General features: G+C 62.1%; 24 protein-coding genes and 1 pseudogene. 8 read left to right on the plus strand and 17 right to left on the minus strand.

The features are described 5' to 3' along the window. Positions 1-18: 18 nt before the first annotated feature. The 11 genes and pseudogenes from ACFQ00_RS15300 to ACFQ00_RS15350 all read right to left on the minus strand — a co-directional run. Positions 19-192: pseudogene (locus ACFQ00_RS15300) on the minus strand (IS630 family transposase); the annotation flags it as partial. A gap of 123 nt (positions 193-315) precedes the next feature. Further along, the gene (locus ACFQ00_RS15305; RefSeq protein WP_381492633.1) at positions 316-837 is read right to left on the minus strand and encodes a GNAT family N-acetyltransferase; all 522 of its coding nucleotides are present in this window, start codon (positions 835-837) and stop codon (positions 316-318) included. Between the two features lie 29 nt (positions 838-866). After that, positions 867-1,172: a type II toxin-antitoxin system TacA family antitoxin gene (locus ACFQ00_RS15310; protein WP_381492636.1), complete on the minus strand. Its 306-nt coding sequence runs from the start codon at positions 1,170-1,172 to the stop codon at positions 867-869. A gap of 239 nt (positions 1,173-1,411) precedes the next feature. Continuing rightward, on the minus strand, positions 1,412-1,600 hold the full coding sequence (locus tag ACFQ00_RS15315) for a DUF6771 family protein (protein ID WP_381492640.1): 189 nt from the start codon (positions 1,598-1,600) through the stop codon (positions 1,412-1,414). 243 nt (positions 1,601-1,843) lie between these two features. Then, positions 1,844-2,146: a HigA family addiction module antitoxin gene (locus ACFQ00_RS15320; protein WP_381492644.1), complete on the minus strand. Its 303-nt coding sequence runs from the start codon at positions 2,144-2,146 to the stop codon at positions 1,844-1,846. Then, positions 2,136-2,426, minus strand: coding sequence for a type II toxin-antitoxin system RelE/ParE family toxin (locus ACFQ00_RS15325; RefSeq protein ID WP_381492646.1), 291 nt, complete (start codon positions 2,424-2,426; stop codon positions 2,136-2,138). The genes ACFQ00_RS15320 and ACFQ00_RS15325 overlap by 11 nt, the downstream gene beginning before the upstream one ends. Positions 2,427-2,639: 213 nt before the next feature. Next, positions 2,640-4,364 (minus strand): ParB/RepB/Spo0J family partition protein, encoded by a 1,725-nt coding sequence (locus tag ACFQ00_RS15330; protein WP_381492649.1) that lies wholly within the window; start codon positions 4,362-4,364, stop codon positions 2,640-2,642. An 86-nt stretch (positions 4,365-4,450) separates the two neighbouring features. After that, a complete protein-coding gene (locus ACFQ00_RS15335) occupies positions 4,451-4,822 on the minus strand; it encodes a DUF2958 domain-containing protein (protein ID WP_381492652.1) in 372 nt (123 codons plus the stop codon). 296 nt (positions 4,823-5,118) lie between these two features. Further along, the gene (locus ACFQ00_RS15340; protein WP_381492654.1) at positions 5,119-5,619 is read right to left on the minus strand and encodes a DUF2285 domain-containing protein; all 501 of its coding nucleotides are present in this window, start codon (positions 5,617-5,619) and stop codon (positions 5,119-5,121) included. Further along, positions 5,543-5,854: a transcriptional regulator domain-containing protein gene (locus tag ACFQ00_RS15345; protein WP_381492656.1), complete on the minus strand. Its 312-nt coding sequence runs from the start codon at positions 5,852-5,854 to the stop codon at positions 5,543-5,545. Before ACFQ00_RS15345 ends, ACFQ00_RS15340 begins: the two co-directional genes overlap by 77 nt. Before the next feature lie 104 nt (positions 5,855-5,958). After that, positions 5,959-6,147, minus strand: coding sequence for a hypothetical protein (locus tag ACFQ00_RS15350; protein WP_381492658.1), 189 nt, complete (start codon positions 6,145-6,147; stop codon positions 5,959-5,961). 460 nt (positions 6,148-6,607) lie between these two features. Here ACFQ00_RS15350 and ACFQ00_RS15355 point away from each other — a divergent pair, with 460 nt between their 5' ends. The 6 genes from ACFQ00_RS15355 (at position 6,608) to ACFQ00_RS15380 (ending at position 14,750) form a co-directional block, all read left to right on the plus strand. Then, positions 6,608-7,357 (plus strand): helix-turn-helix transcriptional regulator, encoded by a 750-nt coding sequence (locus ACFQ00_RS15355; RefSeq protein WP_381492661.1) that lies wholly within the window; start codon positions 6,608-6,610, stop codon positions 7,355-7,357. Positions 7,358-7,456: 99 nt separating this feature from the next. Then, positions 7,457-8,347, plus strand: a complete 891-nt coding sequence (locus ACFQ00_RS15360) for a phytanoyl-CoA dioxygenase family protein (protein ID WP_381492663.1) — start codon at positions 7,457-7,459, stop codon at positions 8,345-8,347. Positions 8,348-8,555: 208 nt separating this feature from the next. Further along, on the plus strand, positions 8,556-9,074 hold the full coding sequence (locus ACFQ00_RS15365; protein ID WP_374598073.1) for a sigma-70 family RNA polymerase sigma factor: 519 nt from the start codon (positions 8,556-8,558) through the stop codon (positions 9,072-9,074). Further along, a complete protein-coding gene (locus ACFQ00_RS15370; RefSeq protein WP_381492666.1) occupies positions 9,071-9,994 on the plus strand; it encodes a FecR family protein in 924 nt (307 codons plus the stop codon). Before ACFQ00_RS15365 ends, ACFQ00_RS15370 begins: the two co-directional genes overlap by 4 nt. Positions 9,995-10,109: 115 nt before the next feature. Beyond that, positions 10,110-12,614, plus strand: coding sequence for a TonB-dependent receptor plug domain-containing protein (locus ACFQ00_RS15375; RefSeq protein WP_381492669.1), 2,505 nt, complete (start codon positions 10,110-10,112; stop codon positions 12,612-12,614). 54 nt (positions 12,615-12,668) lie between these two features. Then, complete coding sequence (locus tag ACFQ00_RS15380) at positions 12,669-14,750, plus strand: S9 family peptidase (RefSeq protein WP_381492672.1); 2,082 nt, start codon at positions 12,669-12,671, stop codon at positions 14,748-14,750. Here the strand turns inward: ACFQ00_RS15380 and ACFQ00_RS15385 are convergent. From ACFQ00_RS15385 to ACFQ00_RS15410, 6 genes are all read right to left on the minus strand, one after another. Next, the gene (locus ACFQ00_RS15385) at positions 14,693-16,312 is read right to left on the minus strand and encodes an asparagine synthase-related protein (RefSeq protein WP_381492676.1); all 1,620 of its coding nucleotides are present in this window, start codon (positions 16,310-16,312) and stop codon (positions 14,693-14,695) included. The genes ACFQ00_RS15380 and ACFQ00_RS15385 overlap by 58 nt on opposite strands. 122 nt (positions 16,313-16,434) lie before the next feature. Further along, positions 16,435-17,082, minus strand: coding sequence for a lasso peptide biosynthesis B2 protein (locus ACFQ00_RS15390; RefSeq protein ID WP_381492678.1), 648 nt, complete (start codon positions 17,080-17,082; stop codon positions 16,435-16,437). Positions 17,083-17,134: 52 nt separating this feature from the next. After that, positions 17,135-17,263, minus strand: a complete 129-nt coding sequence (locus ACFQ00_RS15395; protein ID WP_381492681.1) for a benenodin family lasso peptide — start codon at positions 17,261-17,263, stop codon at positions 17,135-17,137. A 152-nt stretch (positions 17,264-17,415) separates the two neighbouring features. Then, positions 17,416-18,048, minus strand: coding sequence for a GntR family transcriptional regulator (locus ACFQ00_RS15400; RefSeq protein WP_381492683.1), 633 nt, complete (start codon positions 18,046-18,048; stop codon positions 17,416-17,418). Between the two features lie 591 nt (positions 18,049-18,639). Continuing rightward, positions 18,640-19,347 (minus strand): TetR/AcrR family transcriptional regulator, encoded by a 708-nt coding sequence (locus ACFQ00_RS15405; RefSeq protein WP_381492686.1) that lies wholly within the window; start codon positions 19,345-19,347, stop codon positions 18,640-18,642. A gap of 324 nt (positions 19,348-19,671) precedes the next feature. Next, positions 19,672-20,982: an aromatic ring-hydroxylating oxygenase subunit alpha gene (locus tag ACFQ00_RS15410; RefSeq protein WP_381492689.1), complete on the minus strand. Its 1,311-nt coding sequence runs from the start codon at positions 20,980-20,982 to the stop codon at positions 19,672-19,674. 294 nt (positions 20,983-21,276) lie between these two features. Between ACFQ00_RS15410 and ACFQ00_RS15415 the strand changes: the two genes are divergently transcribed. Together ACFQ00_RS15415 and ACFQ00_RS15420 are read left to right on the plus strand one after the other, a co-directional pair. Next, positions 21,277-23,469 carry a TonB-dependent receptor gene (locus ACFQ00_RS15415; protein ID WP_381492691.1) on the plus strand — a complete coding sequence of 731 codons (2,193 nt, stop codon included), beginning with the start codon at positions 21,277-21,279 and terminating at the stop codon, positions 23,467-23,469. A 33-nt stretch (positions 23,470-23,502) separates the two neighbouring features. Beyond that, positions 23,503-24,669 carry an MFS transporter gene (locus ACFQ00_RS15420; protein WP_381492694.1) on the plus strand — a complete coding sequence of 389 codons (1,167 nt, stop codon included), beginning with the start codon at positions 23,503-23,505 and terminating at the stop codon, positions 24,667-24,669. The last annotated feature ends 734 nt before the right edge of the window (positions 24,670-25,403 follow it).

Consider the following 25,403-nt stretch of genomic DNA (forward strand, 5'->3'; position numbering starts at 1 on the left):
ATGATCTTAGGCTGAAGCCTATCCATTGTTTCTGACGTCGTTGGCGTATTCGCTGGGAGAGACGGCATCGCGCAGGGTTCGGATGCGTTTCCAGTTGGGTTCGACGGATTGTTCGTTCGCCATTCGCAGGCGAGTCTTGAGCTTGGCGAAGACCTGCTCGATCGGGTTGAGGTTGGGTCTGTAGGGCGGGAGGGAAGTGTACGCTCGCGATGGGTGCAGAGATTGGGAGCGCGAAAGCTGAAGCTGTAATTCTGGGTTACGAAAGGCAGAGATCAAACAGATCGGTTTGATCCCTGAAGGACCGCCCTGTTGGCTTTAGCTGAACGCCGCGACCAGCGCGTCGACATCGGACATGGGCAAGTACAGGCGGAGGTCATTCGACGGAAGCGGGACGAAGCCATAGGAGACATAGAGCCTCTTGCGCTGCTCGACGCGCGCGGGGTTGCCGCAGTCGAGCACGTCTAGCAGGACGACGCGAATTCCGATCTCAGCGGCGGCGCCGGCGATACGGCGGAGGCAGTCGACAAGCAGGTCGCCGCCAAAACCCCGGCCCTGATATTTGCTGTCGACGCCGATCATCGAGATATAGGCCGCAGGGATGATCCCGTGGCCGGGCCGGTCACGTTTGAACGGGTCAGGCAACTCGGCATAGTGAACCGCGTGGGCGTTGGTCGCGTAAAATCCGATCAGGCCGCCGTCCGGGCCGGTGAGCACATAGACTCTGGTATTGCCGGCTTTCGCGAGCTTGTTCGCGGTCCGTTTGAAATAATTGTCGACCTGGTCGATGCCGCACGAAAAGGCCGCTCGATCATGCCGTGATGGATCGAGCGGCTCCATGGTGCATTTTGCATCCGCCTTTTCGCCGCTCACCGGCTTTCGATCGTCTCGCTGTGACGTGCGAATGCAGCGCGCAGCCTGTCGGAGGGCGCTGCCGGACGGTCGAGCGCGGCAAGGAAAGCCGCATGATCGACGGGCTCGAGCGTCGTGTGCTCGTGCGCGGAAATCGTTTCCATGGCAGCCTTGTAGGCAGCGTTCATCGTGAAGACGGAATCGTCCACGCCCGCGAGCGCCGCGGCTCTCTGGATGGTTTCCTTGATGCGCGGCTTGGTCCGAAACGACATGCGTTCCGTACTCCGCTCGTCGATCGCGCCGGTGATGTCGTGGCCCAGCATGGTAGTTTCCTTTCATCCGTCATGTACGCCGTATCGGCGTACATTTCAAGATATGTACGCCGTAACGGCGTACACGGAGCAGCGGTAGCATGGTGTCCTGCCTCTCTCCGCGAGAAGGACGTCTTGAGCGGGCGCGCGAGCAGGCTGCGTGATTTTCTGGATCGCATATCTCAAGCTATCGCTTTGTTGACGCAGCTTTTCTGAGCAAAAAACCGGTGCCCATGTTTGCGTGCGAGGCTCTAGATCGGCAAGCGGAGCTGGTTGCGATCGACCTCCGTCACGCCTTCAAGCCGCCGGACAACGCTTTCCGCGAGCGCGCGTGCGGCGGCATGCCGTGCGGTTTCGCTATGCGTTGCAAGCCCGATGCGGGCGCCGAGCGGGGCGGTCAGGAGCAGGGTTGCAAGTTCGCCGGGATCGATTCGAGACATGGGCCAAAGAGAACATACAAGGAACATTCTTGCAACGGTCTCTTCCTGTCGGCAGCCGGCGGCGTAGGAGGGGCGTCAAGCCCCGCCGACGTTTTCCAAGGATAAACCGTGGTTGTCGCTGCGCTGATCCTGTCCTGTTTCGCCCAGCCGGTCCACGACGGGGACAGTTTGCGGTGCTAGGGCGCGCGGGTGCGGCTGGTCAGCATGGACGCTCCAGGGCGGACGCTGTCGAGGGCGCGGCGGTCACGCGGCCCGGGCGAACTTCTTGACCTTGATGTCGTGCTCGTGCGCGCGGGCCTGGGCCAGTTCATAGGTGGTCTGCATGCGCAGCAGCGTGTCCGCCTTCACGCCGAACGCCTTCTCGAACCGGATCGCCATGTCGGCGGACAGGCTGGCACTGCCGTTCAGCAGGTTGCTCAGCGCCTGCCGGGACACCCCGAAATGCTCTGCCAGCGCTGTCACGCTCACGCCTGCGGGCGCGACGATTTCGGTCTTCAGCCAGTCCCCGACATGGACCGCGAGAGACGGGTGCATCCTAAGCGCCATGATAATCCTCCAAATCCATATCGATCAGCGCGCCCTCGTCATTGATGCGGAACGTCAGGCGCCAGTTTCGTGTTACCGTCATCGACCAGCTTCCCTTGCGGTCGCCTGTCAGCTCATGCAGCCCGAAGTTCGGCGGTATGGCCAGCTCCTCAAGGTCTTCGGCGGCGTCTATGTACGCGAGCATCTTGCGGAGTCTGCCGGTGTCGCCGACGAGGCCCTTGGGATTGCCGGCTTCGAAGAACCGCCGCAGGCCCTTGTGGCTTATGCTCACGATCTCCATGGTGCGACTCTGATGCAGGGCTTGTCGTTTGTCAAGTGTCACTTGTCGCTTGACGGAGGCGGTCGCTGCAGTGTCGGACGACGGCGCGCCCCAACCGAACGAACCGGACCGAACCGACCCTCGACGGGGACGTCGCCGATGCCATCCGCGCAGGAAGCGGCGGGCAAGGCGCGCTTGCGGGCGCGGGGGGGGCACCCCGCGCCCGCATGCGTTTCAGGCGGCGAGCCTCGCTGTTTCCGCGTTTGGCGCATCCGCAGCGACATGCTCCGGCGCGGCTTCGGCATAACGCGACGCCGGAAACCGCATCCAGCGCGGCACCCAGCGGGTCACGCGGGAACGTCCGTTGCTGCCGCTGAGGTGGTCGCCGAGGATCGAACGCAGCACCTTGCCCGCCGCGCCGTGGTTGGCGTCGGCGATCGTCTTGCCCGCCACCTCGGCAACGAGCGCGGCGAGGGTGCTCTTGTCGCGGACGAGGCCGAGGAATGCGTCGTCGGCTTGCCACCAGTCGGCCATGTCGATGCCGAGATGGAGGCCGAGCGCGGCGATGACGGGATCGCCCGCCGCGAGCGTCTCGCCGATGACGACGGCGAGGATGTCGAGAACGACGCCGTCCGGAAGCTCGGCGAGACGCAGGAACAGCGCGGGAAGGTCGCGAACGCCGTAGGCGCCGACGACGCTCGGGCAGTCGGCATCGAGGCCGAGCACGTCGAGGACGGCACGGCGCTTGCTGTCGAATGCGGTTTCTCCCGCCGAGGTTTCGACGCTTTCGGCGACGGCTTCATTCGGGGTTGCCTGCGGTTCGCGGCGGACGGACCACAGGGTGGAACCGCAGACCGCGTGCGCGAGCATCAGGCGCAGCGCGGCGCCGCTGTGTGCGGTGAGCACGGCGCGGACGGCGGCATGGCGGTGGAGGTCGAGATAGGCGCGGAGCGGCTTGCTGGTCTCGGGGCGCGGCACCGCGACGGGCGCGGCGTCAGTTTCGCCGTCGCGAAGGCGTTTCGCCTCGCGGCGCGTGATGTAGCCCTCGTGGAAGACGACCTCGCCGGTGCGGCGCACGTCGACGTAGACGCGCCCACTCTTGCGCTTGGCGCATTTCTCATGCTCCCAGCTCTGGAACGGCGTGTCGGGGCCGAGGGTGACGACCTCGTGCCACTCCGCCGCACGATACGCGTCGGCGCGGGCGGCGACGGCGGCGTTCTGCGCGGTCCAGAACGCGTCGGCGTCGGCGAACAGGCATGCATTTTTGAACAGGTCCTCGGTGACGGCAAGGCCGCTGGCCTCAACATCGAACAGTGCGTGCTCGACGGGAATGGCCGCGCCGCCGAGAAGCCATGCCTTCAGGCGCTCGCCGGTCGGGGCATGGCTTTGCGTGTCATCGAGAAGCGCGAGCCATGCCTGCTGCTGGCGCTTGGTGGCGAGGGTCAGGTGCCGGATGGTGGCGGTATCGATGTCGCCCTGGCGGTAGAGGCTGCGGAGGCGCGGCAGCAGGTTGCCGAGCGCGAGGACGCGGCGGACGACGCTGTCGGCGAGGCCGAACGTCGCGGCGATGTCGGCGTGCGTGCGGCCTTCGCGGGTCAGGCGCACGAAGGTTTCCCACTGGGCGACCTCGTCGGGATCGAGCCGGGCGAGGTTTTCGATGAGCGAGGCCTCGACGGCGGCGGCATCGTCGCTGTCATCGAGAATCGCGCAGGGCAGCATGGCGGCGTCCGCGTCGTCCGGGCGCTCGGCGGCGACGGCGAGCGCGGCGTGGAAGCGGCGGCGTCCGGCGACGATCTCGAAGGTGCCGCAGGCGCCTCCTGCACGAACGAGAACGGGGACGAGCACGCCGCGCGCACGGACCGAGGGGAGGATGTCGCCGACGTCGGGCGGGCGCTTGCCGTGGCGCATGTTGGCGCGGCTGACGCTGAGGCTGGCGAGCGGGATGAAGTCGAGTTTCATGGGGTGGACCTTTCAGGTTCGAACTGCGGCGAGTGCGCGCCGCGCGCCTTTCGCGCCGCGCCGCTCGGAACGGCGGGCGCGGCGGGTCAGGCCTTGGCCATGCGCGCGAGCGCGGCTTCGGCGGCGATGATCGAGCCGGTACGGCGGGCGAGGTCCGCCCACGCCGAGATCGCAACCGTGCTCGTGAAGTGGAGGTCGCGCTCGATGCGCAGTCCGAAGCGCAGGCGGATCGCGGCGATTTCGGAGAGGCTGAAAGATCCGAGCTCGGGGCAGCCGAAGCCGAGATCGGCAAGGCCGAACAAAGTGTCGTCGTCGGCGTCGAGCTCGGTCGCAAGCCATGTCGCGCCGCCGCAGGGGTTGAAGAATTTGACGGCGGGCGGCGGGTCGTGGCGACGGCGTGCAGCAGCGTCGGCATTGGCGCGAAGGACGCTGCGCAAGGGTGGGGTTAGAAGTTCCATCCGTGTCTCCTTGCCGCCCGCGAAAAAGCAAGCGTGGCTCCCCGCTTGGGCGGGGACGGGCGGCAGGCGCGGGATCGGACCCGCCGGGCAGCCGCGGACCGCACCCGGAGGGCCGGAACGCACGTGGAGGAGCCGGCAGCGCCGGCTTGCGGACCGTGGCCGCGGGTCCAGAAGACCGTGCCCGCCCGGCCCCGCCGCCTGCGGGAGCCGACAGGACGTCGCCGCGCCGGCGGCGCGGCGGCCGGTGGGTGCGCGCAACCGGTGCTGCCGCTGTCAGCGCCTCGGCGCTGCGCCGCTCAGAGCGGTCCTTCGAGGCCGAGCAATGTCCGGTAGCTGCCTTCGATCATCCGGCGCGCGCTGCGAAGGACGCGCTGGATGCGCAGCCGCATGAAGCGCGAGTTGTCGCTCCAGCGCTCGTCTGCGCCCGCGCGCCCATAGAGCAGTCCGGCGATGTCGCGGTGCGAGGCGCCCGCCGCGTGTGCGTCGTGAGCACGGAGCATGGCCTCGAGACGTGTGGCGCGGCGGAGTGGCGGCCAGAGCCGCCTGCAGGGCGCGCCGCGGACCAGACCTGCGAACCGGCGGAGCGTCAGCAGCTGGGGTGCCATGCCGCCCGCGCCGTCGACGGTGAACAGCGGCCGGATCGGCCCCGAGAAAATCGTGCCGCCGACGACATCGATCCGCAGGTGTCCGGGGCCTGCGGGGATGAGCAGGCGTTCGGCGTCAGTTTCGACGAGCACGGCGATGTTGCCGTCCAGCGCCAGCACGTCGATGCCGCCCGGGCACGGCTCGGCGTTCATGGCGACGACGTGGGGGTCGGCATCGCTCCGCCAGAAGGCAAGCGCCTGCGCGGCGGGGCGGGCGGGGTCTTCCGCGAAAATGCAGCCCCCATGCGGCGGGTGCCGCGACGCGGACGCTGTCCTTGCCTGTCGGCGACACGGCATCGACGGCAAGGCGCCGGTAGGCAGGGTTGCGGCGCAGGAACTCCCAGGCAAAGCCCTGCGCATCCAGTCCCATCATACCCTCTCGCGCCATGGCGGCGATCCTTACGGCTACGTTACAAGCTGCAGGAAGTGGCAAGCGCGCGCCGGCGTCGACCCTTCGATCAGAGGGTCGACGCCGGCCCCGGAGCGCCGCACTCAACCGGAATCGAGCGATGCAACAAGTCGTGTGATGGCGTCGGCAAGTCCGGTCTCGACGTCGGCAACGCCGATGCCGAGGTGCGCGGCGATAGCGTCGTACGGCCAGTCGTCGAGCGCGCGTGCGAGAGTGTCGCGAAGAGGCGCGGGCAGCGCGAGAACGGCGTTTCGGTAGCGATCGTGATCCATGACGGTTCCTTGTGTGCCGCGCGGCACGCGCTGCCGGCGGCAGGCCGGAGACAGGCGGACCCGGACGGCGCGCGCACCGGGAACCGGCCGAAGCGTCAGCGGAGGACCCGACCGGGGTTGCGGGCGTGGGTCGGGGATGCCAGCGGGCCTGACAGTCGCCGGGCGCTAGCCGTGCCGCCATGGTCCGCGACAGGAGATGGAAAGACATCGTGCGACCTCAATCGCGCTCGGGTTTGTCCTCTCCGGTTCACGACAGGAAAGGATGCCGAAGAGGCATGTGAAAGTGAAATAAAGAATGGACCGGTAGGTTTGGGTATCACGATAATTTCGATATCGTGACTTGCGTTTCTTCAGAACTGTGAAATCATTCGCTGAGACAGGTCTGTCATTCGAGTCGATTGTCTTTCGATCGCTCATCATAGATGGACGGACCACGTGTGCCGCTGGTGTGGAGTTCGTCATGGTGGCGACGTTCGATTTCGGCGTCTACGAGGAGGGTTTTCGCAGCGCGCGCGGCCCGGAGACGGTCGCCGTGCTGCTCACGGCCGCAGCGCACGATCTCGGGTTCGAGCAGTTCATGATCGGCCACCATGTCGATCCCGCCGCGCCGCCGCGCCATACGTTCCAGCTGTCGAACTATCATCCCGACTGGGTTGAACAGGCGATCCTGAAGCGGCACTTCGAGGTCGATCCAGTGTACATCGCGGCGATGCGTACGGCGACGGGTCTGCAATGGAGTGAAGTGCCGCGGCTGCTGCGGCTGTCGCCGCGCCAGTCCCGAATTCTCGAACGTGCGCAAGCCTATGGGCTGTGCACGGGCTATACCGTGCCGTTCAACGTTCCCGGCGAGCCGCGCGGTAGCTGTTCGTTCGGAACGCGTTCGCCCGAGCGGCTGCGCCGCAACGCGCTGCCGATCGCGGCGAGCATCGGCGGCTATGCGTTCGAGGCGATGCGCCGCCTGGTCCAGCCGGCGGAGGGCGGTCCCGCGCCGCCGCCCGCGCTCTCGCAGCGCGAGCATATCGCGCTGGTCCGGGTCGCGCAGGGCAAGACCGATATCGAAATCTCCATGATGGAAAAGATCGCGCCGAGCACGGCGCACGAGCGCGTCGAGAATGTCCGGCGTGCCTACGGTGGTGCGCAGCGGCCCTACCTCGTCGCCCGCGCACTCTATGACGGGCAGATTTCGTTTCGCGAAATCTTCGAGTCCTGAACCGCCCGACTCCGGGCGCATCGCACACCAACCCCCTGATCAGCGGGTCGCATATTTGCTCGCCGAGAGGCGATCCTTGCCGCTTGGGAGGCAAGGTGTGTGGCGGACGGCGTGGACAGCACAATCGACGAGGCGGCCTGCCGCTGGCACGATGCGTTGCTGCGCGACGGCTACTGTATCATTCCGGACCTTGTCGGGGAGGACGCGGTCGCGGCACTTTCTGCCGATCTTGATCCCGTGTTCGAACGGACGCCCTTGTCCGAGGGCCTGTTCTACGGAAACGCCACGCGGCGCTTTCACGGGCTGCTCGCGCGCACGCCGCACGCGGCTGCGTTCGTCGGCCATCCGCTCATCCTCGCGATCGCGCGCGCTGTGCTGACCGAATGTGACGCGATCCAGCTCAACCTGACGCAGGCGGTCGAGCTGATGCCGGGCGCGCCGATGCAGCCGCCGCACCGTGACGAGGAGATGTGGCCGCTGCGCACTCCCGGCGTCGAATATCTCATCAACGTCATGTGGCCGTTCGTACCGTACACGGCCGGGAACGGTGCGACGCTGGTCTGGCCGGGAAGCCACCGCCGCGAGCCGGAACCGTCCGAAGCGCCGGTCGCGGCTAAGATGAGGCCCGGCACAGCCTTGCTCTTCCTCGGCTCGACGCTCCATGGCGGCGGCGCGAACCGGTCACCTTACCCTCGCCGCGGCATGATCGTCAGCTACAGCCTCGGCTGGCTGAAGCCCTACGAACTGCCCTGGCTCGCCTACCCGCCGGCGGTAGCGCGGACGTTTTCGCGCGAGATCGCTGCGCTTGCGGGATATCGCGCGCACCGTCCCAATCTCGGGACCTGGGAGGGTCGCTGCCCGTCGTTCCTGCTCGGGTGCGCATCCGTGCAGCCGCCCGGCGCGTGCGATACGCTGCGGCCCGAGCAGGAGGCCGCAATCCGGGCGTTCATGGACATGCAGCAGGGACCGGTCCGGCAAGAGCCGCGCTGACGGGCTTGCCGCCAGCGGCGCATTGGGTCTAGGATTCGAGATGACGCGGCGAACGCAGGCCGGCTGCGTTGCAGGATGTCCTGCACGGCATCATGAAGTTTCGGCCTGACGGCCGGAGCATGCGCGGCGGCTTCTGGCGGCAAGCGCTTCCGCTGACCCCCGACGCAGCGCCTGCAGGCGCTGTAGCGTGCCTGCCGCGCGGGTTTCCATGGAGAATGACGAGGCGCGGCGATGCGCGCCGGATACGGACGCGCTCTACCGGCGCGAGGCAACGCGGCTTGCGCGCTTCTTTCGTCGCCGACGCACTGCCGAAGAGCCGCAGGACCTTGTGCATGATGCCTTTGTCCGCCTGATGAGTGCGGCTACGGTACGGCCGGTACCGGAACGCCCGGCCGCCTATCTGCAGCGTATCGCTTGCAATCTTCTCGTCGACTGCGCGCGCCGTGCCGCCGTGCGCGGCGAGACGGTGTCTCTGCAGGCGGACAGCGCCGCGCTGGCCCACGCGCCTGAGCAAACCCATGCCATCGAGGTTGAAGACGTGCGCAGACAATATCGCGCCGCGGTCGACGCACTCCCGCCCCGCACGCGGGAGGTGTTCCTGCTGCACCGGGTCGAGGACCTTACCTACCGCCAGATCGCCGAGCGGCTCGGTATCGGCATTCGCACCGTCGAGTGGCATATCGCGGAAGCGCTGGTGCGAATCGGGGAGTCGCTGGACAGGCCATGACGGATCCGTCTCAGGGAGCAGGGGATGCGCTGCGGCGCGAGGCGGCGCGCTGGTTCGCGCGCATGCGCGGGCCGGGTGCGGAGCGCTGGCGCGCGGAATTCGACGTCTGGTTCGCCGTGCCGGAACACCGCGCCGCCTATAACCGCGCAAGCGAGGTGTTCGGGCTCGGCAAGCTGCTGCGCGATGAAGGCGGTTTCGTGGAGCTGCCGCGGCGGGCATTCGCGCGAAACGTCGTTGCCGGGACGGCGGCAGCAGGCCTGCTTGGCGCTGGCGGGTGGCTGGCGCTCGCCGGGCGCGGGAGACAGGACGGTATCGTCGCGACGCGCCGCGGCGAGATCCGCGCGGTGGTGCTCGCCGACGGCAGCACGGCGACGCTCGATACCGAAACCCGCCTTGCACTCCAGATCGGCGCGGAGCGCCGTGTGACGCTGGTGCATGGCCGCGCGCGCTTCGTGGTCGCGCCCGACCCGCGCCGGTTCGTGGTGACGGCGGGAACGAGCACGGTCGTGGCGCATGGCACGGTGTTCGATGTGACGCGTGAGGCGGGCGGCACCGCGGTCGCGCTCCTCGAAGGCCGGGTCGAGGTCGCCGATGCCGGCACTGTGCTTCCGCTGGCGCCTGGCGAGGGAATTCGCCGCGAGGCCAGCGGCGGTCTTGTTCGCGAGCGCGCGGCCTCGCGTGATGCCGAATGGCCCGCTGGTATTGCGGTGTTCGAAACGGCACGGCTTGCCGAGGTGATCGGCACCGCCAACCGCTACGGGCCTGAGACGCTCGTTCTTTCCGGGCCAGGCCTTGCCGACCTCAAGGTCTCGGGACGCTTTCGGGTGAACGATCCCCGTCTGCTCGCGCCGCGCCTTGCGCGGATGTTCGGGCTTCGCGTCGAGGCGGAACACGGCGTCATTCGCCTAGCGCGCGCCTGACGCTGCGGGCGCGTTCCCGAAGATATTTTTCATCACCGCACCCCGTGTAGGGGGGACGCTCCACGTCGAACCTTCCTGAACGCCGCAACCACGCGGCGCGCAGGGAGGGGGAGTTATGACGACAGGACGAAAAGCCTTGGCGCTGGGCATTGCCGCGGCGTGGGTATTGGCCGCGCCCGTTGCAGCAGCGGAACCGATTGAATTCGCGGTTGCCGCGCAGCCGCTCGGGACGGCGCTGACAGAGGTCGCGCGAACGGCGGGCCTGGAGGTAATGTTTCCGGCCGATGCCGTCGTAGGCCGTCGTGCGCCGGCGATCAGCGGACGCCGCACGCTTGCGGACGCGCTCGACCTGCTGCTGGCGGGGACCGGCCTCACTGCGACGATCGAGAACGGGACCATCGTCGTCCGGGAGGGCGGCGAGATCGTGGTCACGGGAACGCGCATCCGCGGCGGCGCAATCGCCTCGCCGCTGATTTCGATTTCGGGCGCGGACATGCGCGCTGCCGGCCATTCGTCGCTGACCGAAGTCGCCGCGGCGCTTCCCCAGAATTTCGGGGGCGGTCAGAATCCGGGTATCGGCTTCAACGTGCCGCTGGCAAGCGGCGAGAACGTCGGCTCGGGAACGTCGATCAACCTGCGCGGACTCGGCCAGGATGCGACGCTGACCTTGTTCAACGGACGGCGGCTGTCGTTCGGGGGCAATCGCCAGACGATCGACGTTTCGGCGATCCCGGTCGCGGCCGTTGATCGCCTCGAGATCGTCGCCGACGGGGCCTCGGCGCTGTACGGCTCCGATGCCGTTGCCGGCGTCGCCAACATCATCCTGAAGCGCGACCATGATGGCGTAACCACATCGGCACGCTTCGGCGCCTCGACAGATGGCGGCAATGCGCAGCAGCAATACGGGATCGTCGCCGGGACGCGCTGGGCGGGCGGGGGTCTCATCGCGACGTACGACTATGGCCGCCAGTCAGCGATCCTGTGGCGGCAGCGCGACTATAGTGCGGATGTAAACTACGGCCTGTCGCTCTATCCCGAGCTTTCGCATCATAGTGTCGTAGCCAGTGGCCACCAGGCGCTTGGCGACCTTACGGTCGCTCTTGATGCGCTCTACAATCGTCGCAGCGAGCGGCGTATCTATGCCGTGCTGGCGGACCCTGCGTATCCGACATTCGCTGTGCCGGGGCGGACAGAAAGTCTCTCGATCGCTCCCTCGCTCAAGATGGATGCCGGACGCTGGTCGCTCGGCGTGTTCGCGACCTACGGCTTCGATCACACCCGGTACGGGACCGACATGCTGTCGGGCGGGACGGTAACCCGCACCTTGCGCGGCTGCTATTGCAACACCGCCTGGTCGGCGGAAGCCAATGCGGACGGGCCGCTGTTCGTCCTGCCTGCGGGAGAGGTGCGCGCGGCGTTCGGCACTGGATACAGGGTCAACGATTTCCACGCCTATCGCACGGTGGGCCCGGTGCAGGACATCGATGTCTCGCAGGATACGTACTACGCATTCGGCGAGCTCAGTATTCCGCTTGTTTCGCCGGCGCAGGGTTTGAGGTTCGCACATCGGCTCGAACTGAGCGCTGCGCTTCGCTACGAGAATTATCCAGGGGTAGACAAGGTCACGACGCCGCGGCTCGGGCTTGTCTACGCCCCGACGCGCGATATCGACCTCAAGGCATCGTGGGGGCGCTCGTTCAAGGCGCCGACGCTCTGGCAGCAGCACAGCGGACAGATCGTCGACCTGCGGCCCGCGTCGACGGCGGGCGGCATTGGCCTCCCGGCATCGGCGACGGTGCTGACCGTGTTCGGCGGCAATCCGGGGTTGAAGCCCGAACGCGCCTCGACGTGGTCTGTGAGCGCGGCACTTCATCCTGAAGCCTTGCCCGGAACGTCGGTCGAGATCAGCGGTTTCGGAATCGACTACGACGAACGGATCGTAACACCGATCACGCAATATGCGCGCGCACTGTCGAATCCGGCCTTTGCCGAATTCGTCGTCAGCAATCCGTCGGCAGCGGATATCGCTGCCGCATTCGACGGCCGCGAGTTCGTCAACCGGGCAGGTGTTCCCTACGATCCGTCGAACGTCGCAGCGGTGATCTGGAACGCGAACGTCAATGCCGCCTGGCAGAAGGTACGCGGTATCGACGTCGCCGTGCGTCAGCGCTTCGAACTCGGCGTGGATACGGGGCTTATTCTCAGCGGGTCGGCGACCTGGATGAAGAGCCGGCAGAAGGTCAGTGACGGGCAACCGGAAATGCGGCTCGCAGGAACGGCCTTCAACCCGCCAAAATTCAGGACGCGGGCTGGCGCGACTTATGCCGCACCCGAATTCGATCTGTCGGCGTTCGTCAATCACGTCGGGGGTGTCGATCAGACACGCATTGTTCCTGCCGAACGCCTGCACGGCATGACGATGGTTGATCTCAGCTGGGTGTATCGCCCTTCGGGATCGGGTGTGTTTCGAAACCTCGTGTTCAGTGTGTCCGTTGCGAATGTTCTGAACGCGAAGCCCGACACGTTCAGGCCCGACTACGTTCTCGATGCCCCTTACGACTCGACGAACTATTCGGCGCTTGGCCGTGTCGTGAGTGCCGGAATCAGCAAAAGCTGGTGATTGTCCTTCGCCGCAGCGGAACGGAGCTTTCGCTGCGGCCTACCGGAGTTTTTCATGCATTATCATCGATTTCCCGGCTGCACGCCGCCGCTCGCAGCCTGTCTTGCCGTTCTCCTGATGGCAGGTTGCGCCGCGCGCGCAGCGACACCGATCGACTATGCCGATATTGCCGAGATCAGAACGATTGATGGTCTGACCGTCTCTCCTGACGGCCGCTATGTCGCGTACCGCGTCGTCTCGCCGTCTGTCGCTGCCAATCATATTACGGAGCAATGGTACCGCGTGCCTGTGGACGGCGGCGAGCCGGAGCGCCTTGGTGACGCGGCCGAGCCGATCGTGATGCCGCTGCACGATGTGGTCGAGGATCCCGTCAGCCAGTGGAATGCTGACGGCAGCGCGCTCTACGTTCGCCGGCTCGAAGGGGCGGCAATCGGAGTGCACCGCCTTGCGTCGAGCGGCGTGTCGCAGCGGGCGGTTGTCGATGCGGCGGACGTCGAGCGCTTCACGATCGAGGGCAACATCGTCCGCTATCAGGTGCGCGCGCCGCGTGCGGAGATTGATGCCCGCCAGGCCGACGAGGCGCGTCGGGGCGTGCATTTCGGAACGGACGTGTTCACCGAAGGGCTGCCGATGACGCGGAGCGTTCCAATCGGAACGCGCGAGACCTCGATCCGTCGCACCGGCGCGATCGGACCGATCGAGGCTTTCGCCGGACCACTGCGCGACAAGCAGGCGGTCATCGCGGAGTTGGGCGCGCCCAGCGCGGAACAGCGCACGATCAATCCCTCGCTCGATCTTCGGGGGGCGATCGCTCTTCCGGGTGGTCTGAGGCTCGTTCTTGAGACACGCGTGCCGAGTGATCCACTCTGGGGGAGGGACTTCCGATCGGACCGGATCACGGTGCTTCGCGCGGATGGACGCAGGCTTGTCTGCAGTCACGATGTCTGCACCGGTGCGCCGCGGCAGCTGCGGTTCATCTCGGCAAGCTGGACCGGTGAAGTTGTATTCGCCCGCGCCGACCAGGCTGGCCGCACGGTGCTCCATGGCTGGACGCCGGCGACCGACCGCTTGCGCACCATCGCGGAGATCGGTGGGTCGATTGACGGGGGTGTTCGTTATACGCGTCCGCACTGTCCGCTGACCGGGACCAGTCTTTTGTGTGTTGAAGCTGGTCCGGTGCAACCACCGCGCCTTGTGCGGATTGACCTCGCAACCGGCGCTGTCGCGGCGCTTGCCGATCCGAATGCAGCGCTTCGCGCCAAGCCGCATCTGGCGCCCACGTATTTGTCATGGGCTGACGACAAGGGGCGGAGCGCGGCGGGTCTCCTGATACTACCGGAGAACCGCACGGGACCGGTCCCGCTTGTGATTACGACGACGGCGTGCCGCGGCTATCTGCGCGGCGGAGCCGTGCCGCTTGCTCCCGAGCAGATTCTGGCGCGCCATGGCATTGCAGCGCTGTGCGTGAGTGCGAGCGACGAGGGCGGAAACGCGCGCGGGCCGGACGGAAAACCTGTTCCGCTGGCCCTGCATGAGACTGCGCTCTCGGCCTATGCCGTGATCATTGAGAAGCTCGCTGGGGAAGGCGTCATCGACCGGAAGCGGGTGGCGCTCACGGGGCACAGTTTTGGCGCGATCATCACGACGCATGCGATTTCGCATACGGACCTGTTCGCGGCTGCCGTGATCGGCACGGGCATCACCACCGACCCCGCGGTGTTCACGATCTCGGCGCCGCACGCGGACTCGCCGCGCGCGATTTCGTTTCACGGTACGGGACTGCCAGCGCCCGAGGACGATCCGACAGGGATATGGAAATCTGTGTCACCATCGCTCAATGCCGGCCGGATCCGTGCGCCTCTGCTGATCCAGCCCCCGGAGGACGAATGGCTGATGGCGCTGCCGCTCTTTTCCGCGATCGACCGCAGCGGCGGTATTGTCGACATGTACGTGTACCCGAGGTCAGGTCATATGCTGCAGCGCTATCCCTCACATGAGTCCTGGCGCTTGCGACGTTCGGTTGAATGGCTGCTGTTCTGGTTGCTCGGCAAGGAAATCCCAGACGCTGCGACAGACGATCAGTATCGCCGTTGGCGCGCGCTGCGCGCTCGGAAAGCCGCGCAGGGTGTCTCCTGATCTGTCCAGCAACGGGCCCAGCTCTCGGCATCGACGAGGCTCATGATCTGCATGTAGCGGACATCGGAGACTGGACGCGGGTCCCGTGTGTAGTGGGCTACGGCGGTTCGGTCGATGAGGCCATTGTGAGCGAGGAGGCCGTCGCAAAGCATCTCCCGAATTTGCGATCGCCTGGTTTCGAAGAGGGTCATCACGAAGCTTGCGGGCGTGCCCTTGGAGCGTCGTTCAAGGACGACCGTGGGGAGAATGTCGCGAAAAGCCTCGCGCGCAACGGCACGGTCGCGCCCGCCGCTCACCCACATCCAGGCCGGAATGCGCAGGCACAGTTCGACAATGGGCTGCGCCATCAGGGGGAAGATGCCAGGGAGCTGCAGGGTGCGGCCGACCGGATCGAGGTGGTTGAAGATGCCGAGAATCCAGGCGATGTGCGCGGCCTTGCCTGGCGGCGTTCCCGCGGGCGGAGCCAGCCAGGGGTGGAGAGGCAGCGCTGTTACCGCTGCCCTGCAATCCCGGCTGAGAAAGGGATTGGCGCGTGGGGGCAGCGGCCTGGCGCCGCGCCAGGCATTGCGCACGCCGCGGACAAGAACGGGCCAGAGCGGGCTTCCAGTGAGGCTGCCGATATCGCGCGCGGTACGCGCCAAATCCACAAGCCCAGCCTTGGCGAGAATCCGGTCGGCGAGGGGAGACGCTGATCGAAGCGCACAGAACACGCTGTCTCCGCCGCCGCCGCTCATGAACGCCGTGGCGCGGCGCTCCGAGGCGATCGCCAGCTGAATTGCGTCCGAGGACTGGCTGAACGCGCGTGTCGACGGCCGCGGCAGGTGGGCTGCTGCCGAATGTTCCAGATCGACGTGATCCGGATCCTCGAATGCCTCGACAAGCGGAATGCAGAGCGCATCGGTAAGGGCGCGGGCATAGACGCGTTCATCGCCGTCGGGCTCCCGCGTGGCGAGCGTGACGGCGGTGATATTCGCGCCGGCACGTTTCAGCGCGGCAGCGACAATCGAGGAATCCAGGCCGCCCGAGACCCCAAGGACGACATCGGGAAACTGCGCCGCCCAGGCCTCGGCGACTTGGTTGATCGTTCGTCGCAGAGTTTCAGCGGCTGCCGTCTCCGACGGAATGCGGGATTTCGCGGTGGTAAAGGTCCACGGACTCCAGAGTGTTTCGGGAGCATTGTCTGCCGCGAACTGTTGCCGCGTTCCGGGGGCCGGCTCGAAGATGTCCGCCAGGCATGTGGCGCGGCTCCGCATGCCGCCTGTTGCCAGAAAGCCTGCAAGGCATGGCCAGTCGATTTCGGCCGTACCGGTGCAGGTCAGCAGTTTCGCATCGGAGGCAGCGAGGCTGACGTCATTACAGTGACGGACATAGCACGGGAGCATGCCGGACGGATCGCGCGTGAGGGCAATCCCGCGCGGTCCATCCGAGAGTTGGATATAGTTCCCCCAATTTCTGAAATCCGGCACATCATCGACCCTCTCCAGGCCCGTCCAGGGAAAGGCATGGCCGATCGTCAGCGTTTCTTGCTCGGCCGATGGGACGACGGGGAGGTCGGCGCTCATGACGAGCGCCGACCCAAAGGCCTGCATCCGGGCGCGTTTCGAAACGAACGCTTTCGCGCTGTGTGCAATGGCGCGGCATCGTTCCGCGTTGGAGGCGTTGATGATCAGGTAACGGCCGGCGCTCATATGGCAAGGATGGGCGCGTAGAGCGTGACGATATCGGCGCGGTCACCGACGACTCGATCTCCGACCTGTATCCAGGCATGAGCACGGAACGGATGCAGCGAGAGGCCGATGACGAAATCGCCGGATGCGCCTTTCCGCAGCATCAGGCCGAGGATCGCTGCGGCGCGGGGGAGGCATTGGTCTTGTCCTGAGAAAACCCTGTCGAAGAGCCGGAAGACTGCGACGATTTCACCAAGGTCCGTTTCCGGCGAGGACGAGGGGCGGAGGTCCGTCTTGCGGCGCACCATGTCAGTGATCAGCCTCTGCAGGGGCATGCGCGCCCTCCTGCGCGCCGTTACATTTGCCACAAGTCCATGCGCGATGTCGGAGAGGCGCAGCCGCGTCGCCGGCCATTCGCTGGTGACGCCGACGACTGAACAGGGTGGGGGTATCTCGCATCGGCGCGCGTGCCGGATGATGCCGCAGTTCAGGAGCGCCCTGGCAGCGGGCCCGTGTTCGGAAGGCATGTCGCCGTGCGCGGCAGCCATGAACGCGTGCGCCGCGGAGCCCTTGAGGCAGAAATAACGGTCCGCCGGAATGTCGAGGAAAAAGACATGGTCCTCGATTTCACGCCAGTGCAGACCGGGGCGGAGCGCATATGTCATGGCCATTGGGTTCGGAAAGCCGGCGCGCGCATGCCGCGCGCGCCGGGTCCGGTCAGTCGTCGCTGAGGCCTTCCTGCGGACGGTCGCCGTAGTTGTCGGGGAACGGCGTTCCCGGTGCGCCCTTGGTTTCGCGGCTGGCGGTGCCGAGGTCGACGATCTCGGATGACGCTTCGTAGGTCATGTCACTCTCCCTTGTGTTGTACCGCTCCAAAAGCGGCGCGAGCAGGATCGGAAAGTGATCGATGATATTCACCGATAAATATGGACTGAGCCCCGGTGTCGCATATTGGAATTGCTCTCAGAAACATCCTGGCATTTCGTAAGCTCAGGAATTCAAAGCTCTGCCTCGAGAGCCAATCTCTCTGCAATCTGTGGCGCAAGCAGAATACGGCGGCGGTGGTAGGCAAGAATTCTCCTTCGCACGGCTTTTTGAACACCGGTATGATCCGGAATCGCGAGTCGTTTTGCTTCGGCATGAAAATCGTTGATCAGTGCCGGTTCCCGGCGACGTACATGATAGAGGCGCGCGTTTGTCGCAGCGACCTGACGGCTGAATTCTCTATTTGCAGATGCGTCGGCAAGCCTCTGAAACAACCGCGGAACCGCGATTTCAGGCGTCGCCAACGGTTCGCCTGCATACCTCCAGACCCCGACAAGCACGGTTTGAATAGCCGAAAACGATGTGGCATGAAGCGCCGCCAGTAAGTGCTGACCGTTCCAGAAGTAGATATCCCTGAGGCTGTCGACCGTTGGCAGCCACAGCCGAAATCCTCCGCTGGGGAGCATTTCCACGACCTCTTCGCCAACCAGGCGGCAGAGCCCATCCCTGACGGGTGTAACACTGGCCTGGAACCGTTCAGCCAGTCCAGCGATGTCGATTCTTTGCCCGGATCGGTAATCATGACTAAGAAGAATGGATTTTAGAGAAAGGTAGATGCGCTCGTGGAGATGTCGTTCGGGCGCCATGCTTATATGTCCTTGGAGACGGCGACTACAATCGTGCGTCGGGGCGAAGGGCCAGCTATTTCCCCGGGTATGGCCCAGGCCAATAGAGATTGGTCGAGGACGTATCCGAGTCCACCCTCTGATCGGAGGGTCGACTAGCGCACATGCATGTCAGCATTGCTATCTGTGAGAAAGTCGCTGCCGGTAGAATGGCCCGTCCCCAATTCTCCGAGGCCGGTTAGAAGGTCGATGCTTGATAGAGGACGGACAAGCTGTGCCTATCTTGGATTCTTCGGGTCGATCTCGCCCAACAGTTGCAGCATTGCCGCATTGGATAAGGCGGGTGCCGCCGTGTTGGACAGGTATATGAGGTTTTGGCGCTGTCCGGTCTTGATCAAGGTGTCGATAACTGAAGCGGGGATGCGGGTAGAGCACACTGATCCAATCCACCGTAGCCGATCAGCATCCTTCCGCGCAGGTTCGTAGATATTGATCCTGCCGTCAGTAGCCTCGTTCGGGAAATGTTCAGCCAGCCGCCCGCCCGCAATTAGGCCCGACAATTACATCGTTGCACTCACTGTCGCCCGGCGAATGAGTTCATCTCTTGCTAACTTAAGTGAACTTGCAATTTCGGAATGATATTTTAATTGCATGCGCGTCCTTCTCGATCTCGGACAATCTGTTCTGGTCAATGAGCAGTCCGCGCAGGATCAAACGCGCAAAGTTCCTGGCCTGATGGTCCGCGCTGCCGGTATCAAGTGTAGTGAAATAGCCCGCCTCCGGTGCGTAGATCAGCAAAGCTGCAACCACCGAAGGATCGATGGCCACAAAGATGCCGCTGGCGATGCCTTCACTGATCATCTCGCGCCGCCGCTGCTCAGCATCCTTCCTGATATGCGTAATTTTTTCGAATTCCGATCTTTTAAGTTCGGACATTCCAAAAATCGCGCGCACTACGGGATCATCCTCCGCGCTCGCCCGAGATTCCATGTACAAAAGAAGATATAACTGTGTGTCGATCGACAGGCCTGTTGCAGAGAGCCTATCATACATTTCGAGATATGGTTCGCTGCCGCGCCTGTAAACCTCCTCCGCAATATCTTTCTTCGTGGGAAATCGATGGAAGATGGATGATGGCGTACTGTTCAGGACGCTACAGATGTCACGGATGCTCGTGCCGTCATAGCCGTGCGTGGCAAATAGCTGCGCCGCAGCGGTAAGGATGTCTTCCTTTGAGAGCGGAGGGCGCCCGTCAGGACGAGGGCGTCCGGGAAAGCGGCCTTCCTTTCGTTTGGCATGGGACTGAGAATTCGACGGCATCTGTGTTATCTAGCGTGCAAATCTATGATTTGTAAGCCCCTGTGTCAGCAGCAGTGCAGCCACTGCTCATTCGCGTTGAGATAGGCTTGCTTGCTTCAATGCTCCACTTCGGTCGGCTTGGCGGCCCGACTCGGAAAAAGCCGGTTCTTTACTGCAACGACTTCGCCGCGCTGCGCCTCGGATGCGCGAAAATAGGCTCCCATTATTTTCTAGGATGAAACTGAGAAATTGGTGGCCGGCTACCACCGGCAGAAACGCTAGAAGCCTGTTGGGTCGGGCAAGCCGTGCCCAGGAAGCTGCGTAGCGGTAGCCGACAATGTATTGCTAAGCAAACGAACCGGCGTAGCGGCTCTTCAGCTTGTTGGTATACCATCTGCAGAACTGATCGACGAGACGCTCCTGCCGACTGAAAGGGCCGGGCTGATATCGGTCTGACCGGCATCCATTTCGGCTCATCAAAATAAGATCTTTGTCCTGAAGTGTCGTGATCTTGTTCACATAGAGCAAATCGTCAAGGTTGTAGTCGCGGCCTTCCTCGGCATCTTCCCGCACCAGCCAGGTCAGTTCGATCTCCGTCGTTTCTGGTCCGACGGCGCTCCAGCGATGCAGAACCACATAGTCATCCAAAATCCATGCCCAACTCCAAGGGTTGAAGACGCCAATTGCTGAACTGCCTTCGTGTGCTCCCAGGTTTCCGAGAGGCAGAGAGACGGGTCTTCCATCTTTCGATTCGCTCAAAAAGCCGGCCTTTAGAGGGTAGCGAGAGAGATTCCGAAGGTGAGTCGAATTCTCGTCGTCATCGACCAACATGCCAACCAAGTCGGGACGATTTGCAATCTGGCTCTGCCAAGTTTCGACCTCACGTTTGAATTTCGCAATGTCGGTTTGGTCGGCCTGCTCCGGCACAAGGCCGATGCTCTTGAGATTTTGCGTTGATCTGGTCGAGCAGAGTTCAGGATGCGTGGCTGGACAATGATAGCATTCCACACCATTTTCAATTACATGCTTCCAATTCGCCTCGAGGCGGTAGCTCCAGATATGAGCTATTTTGGTATTCCTGACGCCATAGAGTTTGAGAACATCAGCAAAAGGGCTGTAAACAGCGTCAAAATCTTCGACCGGCTCATCCGCCAAATTGATAAAGATGATGCCCTCAATGGTCGCCACATGGCATTGATATAGGCCGTAATCGCTTTTTTCGAAACCCGGCTGCATGAGGGGTGCGCCCTTGAGCCGGCCGTCCAGCGAATATGTCCATGCATGGTAGGGGCATACAAAGGCTTTCGTTCTGCCGCTCTTGTTGAGGCATAATGGGCTTCCCCTATGCCGGCAGTTATTGAAGAAGGCTCGCACCTTCCTGTCGTTGTCTCGGGTCACGATAACCGCTTCACCTAGAAGCTCGAGAACGAAATAATCGCCGGGTTCGGGGATACGGCTTTCATGCCCCGCGAGATGCCAGACGTCGGAAAGAACGAGCTTCCTGTCAGCCTCCCAGACGTCGGGTGACCGGTAGTAAAGTGCGGGCAGACTATGTCCCGGTCGATATGTGTCGAGCAAATCCTGAAGCTGGGTTTGCCCCGTTTGAAGGCCTTTCGGACTGACAGGGTTCTTATTCAATTTGGTGACCGCGGTCATTTTAATCTCCCGATGAATCGCGTGTGGGTGGAACCGGCACAAGCAGCTTGCATTGCCGTCGAAATGTTTGTATGTATCGACCGATACAAACTCTATCCATGCCGTTGTGTCAAGATCAATATGTTGGCGGCTGAATTAGAGCGGGAATGCTTCAAGTATTGGAAATATAGATTCACGTTTTCTATGAAATGCGAATCGATTTATTTATATTGGTTCTTTATTCTAAAAGAAATTAAATAGTTGAATATTATATATATTTAGATCTTCGTCTTAAACTGGGCAAGGGGGGAGAGTATGTTTGTATTTCTGAGGTGCGCGAATACGCGGCGTGGAATGTTGCTGGCGTCGGTCGCGATGGCTTGGTCCGCGCCTGTCTGGGCTCAAGATGATGTTCGGGTTGATGAGATTGTCGTCACCGCCCAAAAGCGCGAGCAGAGTCTTCAGGACGTTGGTGTTGCGGTAACGGCTATTGGAGCCAAGCAACTGGCCGATTTTGGGCGCCAGTCGATTGATGCTCTTACGATCAAACTGCCCAGTACGCAGGTGCTTTCAACTGGGCCAAATCTGACATCGTTCAACATTCGCGGCGTTTCACAGAATGACTTCGCGGACACGCAGGAGGGGCCGGTCGCTTTCTACAGTGACGAAGTTTACATCGGGGCCATGGGCGCGCTCGCAGGGCAGGGCTTTGATCTAGAACGCGTTGAAGTTCTACGAGGTCCTCAGGGAACTTTGTTTGGACGCAATGCGACGGGTGGCCTGGTACAATTCGTGTCCGCGAAGCCCACGTCGGACGTAAACGGGTTCGTGACCCTCACCGTTGGAGACTATGGGCAGGTGGCGACGGAGATGGCACTCAGTGGTCCTCTCTCCGACTCGGTGCGTGGACGTGTTTCATTCACGACCAATAACCACCGCGGGTTCATCGAGAATCGGATCGGCAAGGACTTGGCTAACTCCAAATTCTATGGTGGGCGTGTTCAACTGGAGATGAATCTCAGTGATCGCGACACTGTTCGGATCAAGGTGCAGGCTCTTCGGAACGATCATGAAAAAGGCCAGAACGCTGCGCTGGCAATAACCGCTCCGAACGCTGATGGATTAGGGCAGCTAGTGGGGCCGGACGAAAATTACTATGGCACCTGTCCAGGATGTTCGCTGTATAACTTCAAGGAGCCTGACAACGATCCCTACACGGGATCCTTCCAGGATGAGTATGTCGACTTCGAAAGAACGGTCCTGCAGTCATCACTCTTCTATACGCGAGACATGGACTTCGCGACGCTAGTGTCGATAACCGATTATCAGAGACTTTCTAAAAATTACATAGAAGACTCTGATATGAGTCCAGAGGATTTCTTAGTCTATGATACGGCGACACGAACCACCCAGTTATCGCAGGAACTGCGCATATCTTCTCCTTCAAAGGGGAGGCTTACATGGCTGATGGGCTTGTACGGCCTCCATATCAAGGCGGATGGTCGATACCAGATCGATCTTCCATATTTCGAATCGATATACGACTACCGGTCGATAACCAAAACAACATCGCTCGCAGCTTTCGCGAACGCCGAATACGCGCTTCTCGATGAATTGAAGCTCATAACCGGGCTAAGATACTCGTGGGATGAAAAAAAACTGGACTATAGATCCAAAATCAATGGAGCGGCGGAGCCTGATATAAATTCTCAGAGTTATCCGGACGTCGCAAAAACCGAAAAGGGCAATTTTTCGGGAAAGATCGGTCTTGAAGCCAACCCCGTGTCCGGAACCTTGCTCTATCTAAGTGTGAGCCGCGGTATCAAAAGTGGAGGCTTTGCAACGCCGATTCCACCAGCCGACCCAAGCACTATCGGTTTCAAGGGTGAGAAGCTCACCTCATATGAGGTCGGCCTGAAGCAGCGCCTGTTCGATGGCAGGGCGACCATTAATCTCTCCGGCTTTTATTATACTTATGATGATTACCAAGCGTACACGTCTCTCGGCCTGTCCCAATCCTTGACCAATCTCGACGCGACGATCAAAGGTCTCGAGTTCGAATTCAATGCCAAAGTGGCACGGGGTTTGAATATTCAGACTTTCGGTACCTATCTTGATTCGAAGGTCAAGGATGTGACGCTGCCTAGCGGGGAGGTGACGGCCCGCAGAATGCCGCAAGCACCGAAATTCAGTATGGGCGGTTCGGTGAATTATAGTTTTGCCCTTGGCGACGGGACATTGGGCATTCAGACTGACTGGAAATATAATAGCTCCCAGTACTTCTCCACATTCAACGCGCCCATCGACTATGAAAAGCGCTATATTCTTGGTAATGTGCGAGCGAGTTACGCCATCAACGATGGGACTGTCGAGTTTGCTGTGTTCGCTAACAACGTGACCGATAAAGCGTATCGCGTTTACGCGTTTGAGAACTACCTTTCTTTTGCCACCCAGTCTTATGCCCGGCCGAGGTGGATCGGCGCCAGCGTGACCATGTGGACAAAATAGGGACTTAGCTAATTATTGTCGCGGCCGACTATCATGGTCGGCCGCGATGAGGAACAATCAGATATGGCTGGCAAATATGCAGGCCTCGGCCTGGTACCGGTAGGCTTCGTCATGTTTTGTGCGATGCTACCAACCTACACGCCACCAATAGAGGTCTCGATCAGCGATCCGCTCATATCGAGTATAGCATTCGGTGTGGCAAGCGGCCTGACGATTGCCTCGATGGCCGTCGCGGTTTTGCTTTGTGCGCTCGTTACCTGGACACGTGCGCTCGACCCGCGACTTCTTGGCTGTTTAGGCGCATTGCTGAGCGCTTTCGGTAATCTGGCATCAGCGCTCGCGGCTTCTCTGCCGTTCTTTTATCTTGGTCGAGGCGTCTCGGGAGCGGGGATTGGCATCACGCTTGCCTTGATGAACCGCCTCATAGCGAGTTCAGAGAAGGCGGAAAGGGCTTATGGCAGTGTCTACGGCGCCATGACAATTACCACGGCAGCGATGCTATTCGCGCTCGAATATCTCACGGAAAAACTCGGAAAAGTTGCAGTTTATGGCATCCAAGCGCTCTTCTGGGTGGCGTGCGTCGGCCTCATTCTCCGTATTCTGCCTGACACGGGTGGCGGAGATTTTCGTCATAAGAGAGATGATCAGCCTCGATCGAAGCGGCCCATCTTGTTCGTTGTGTTTTTCTGTCTGACTATTGTGGGGCAAAGTGGAATCTGGGCTCTGGTCTCCTGGCGGGGGGAGTTAATCGGCCTGAGCGTCTTCGAATCTGGCCTGAGCCTCACGATAGCGACATTGGGAGGTGCATTCGCCAGCTTCCTGATAGGGCGAATTGGCTTCATCTACAGCCCGCGATTTTCTCTCGCGGGCTGCGCGGGCCTCGCAGCAGTTTCATGCCTGGCAGTCATGACCGTCTCAAACACTATCATTTTTATATTCTGTTGCGGCTTTTTCGGTCTGATCTTGATGGCAGTCATTTGTTATATTTTCGGTGCTGCGGCGGCCATGGATCGCACCGGCGACTATGCAGTGATCGTGCAGGGACTTTTCTTTTTTCCTTATGCCGCGGGGCCGGCGCTTTTCTCGATGTTGAATGCTCATCTAACATCGGTGCAACTTGGTGCATTGGCCTTCAGTATGTGTCTTCTGGGGGCGATCACTGCTCTCCGGATGGAGATGCTCCACGATCGTGAAATGTAGAGGCGATGTCGAAATCCTGGACGAGCGATCCTCTAGACCGGGAGATCAGCGCTCTTACATCTGATGCAGCGACATCGCTCAGACCGATTATTCGGTTCGGCACTGGGCAGCGCGGCGATCGAGAACTTGTGAGACCGACGCCATCGACTTAATCGCCAGGGCCGGCTTGTACAGCTGAGCGCTAGTGCTGGTCTGAGGGCGTGCCCGGAGGAGAGCGTAATAAACACTCCGCGAAGAGGGCGCAGATGAGTGAGCTGCCGGTATCCAATCAATGCGCTGCTGTCGTGGCAAGGCTGGATATAACATCAATCTTTATACGTTCTCGGGAATCCGAAAACGCTCGAGAAGGCGTTTTGCAACAGATTCTCTAATGAGATGGCCGTCGCAAATCTTGCGCCACGTATTATAACTAATGCCAAGATCAATCATCATGGGTGTACTTTTTTGAGATTGACGATGGCGTTTCAATTCCTCCACAAAATCACCAGGTAATTTAGCAAGTCTGGGAAGGTTATTTCTCGGCATAGGCAACTTTTCCTGCGTATAAATTCCTGCCCTAAGGCTGATGAATTGCGTATAATTTGTTCGATACAAGTAATATACGAAGCTCAATCTGATGAAATCATATTCACCCCCAGCATATGCACGTCGTGAAGTGCCCGTCCAAGAAGCCCGCTGCCGTTCATAACCATCGCCCTAGCCGCGAGGAATGTTGGAGCCGCCGAAGAGTCCGG

It is taken from the genome of Sphingosinicella xenopeptidilytica (genome assembly GCF_042676985.1).
GTDB classification, from domain to species: Bacteria; Pseudomonadota; Alphaproteobacteria; order Sphingomonadales; family Sphingomonadaceae; genus Sphingosinicella; species Sphingosinicella xenopeptidilytica.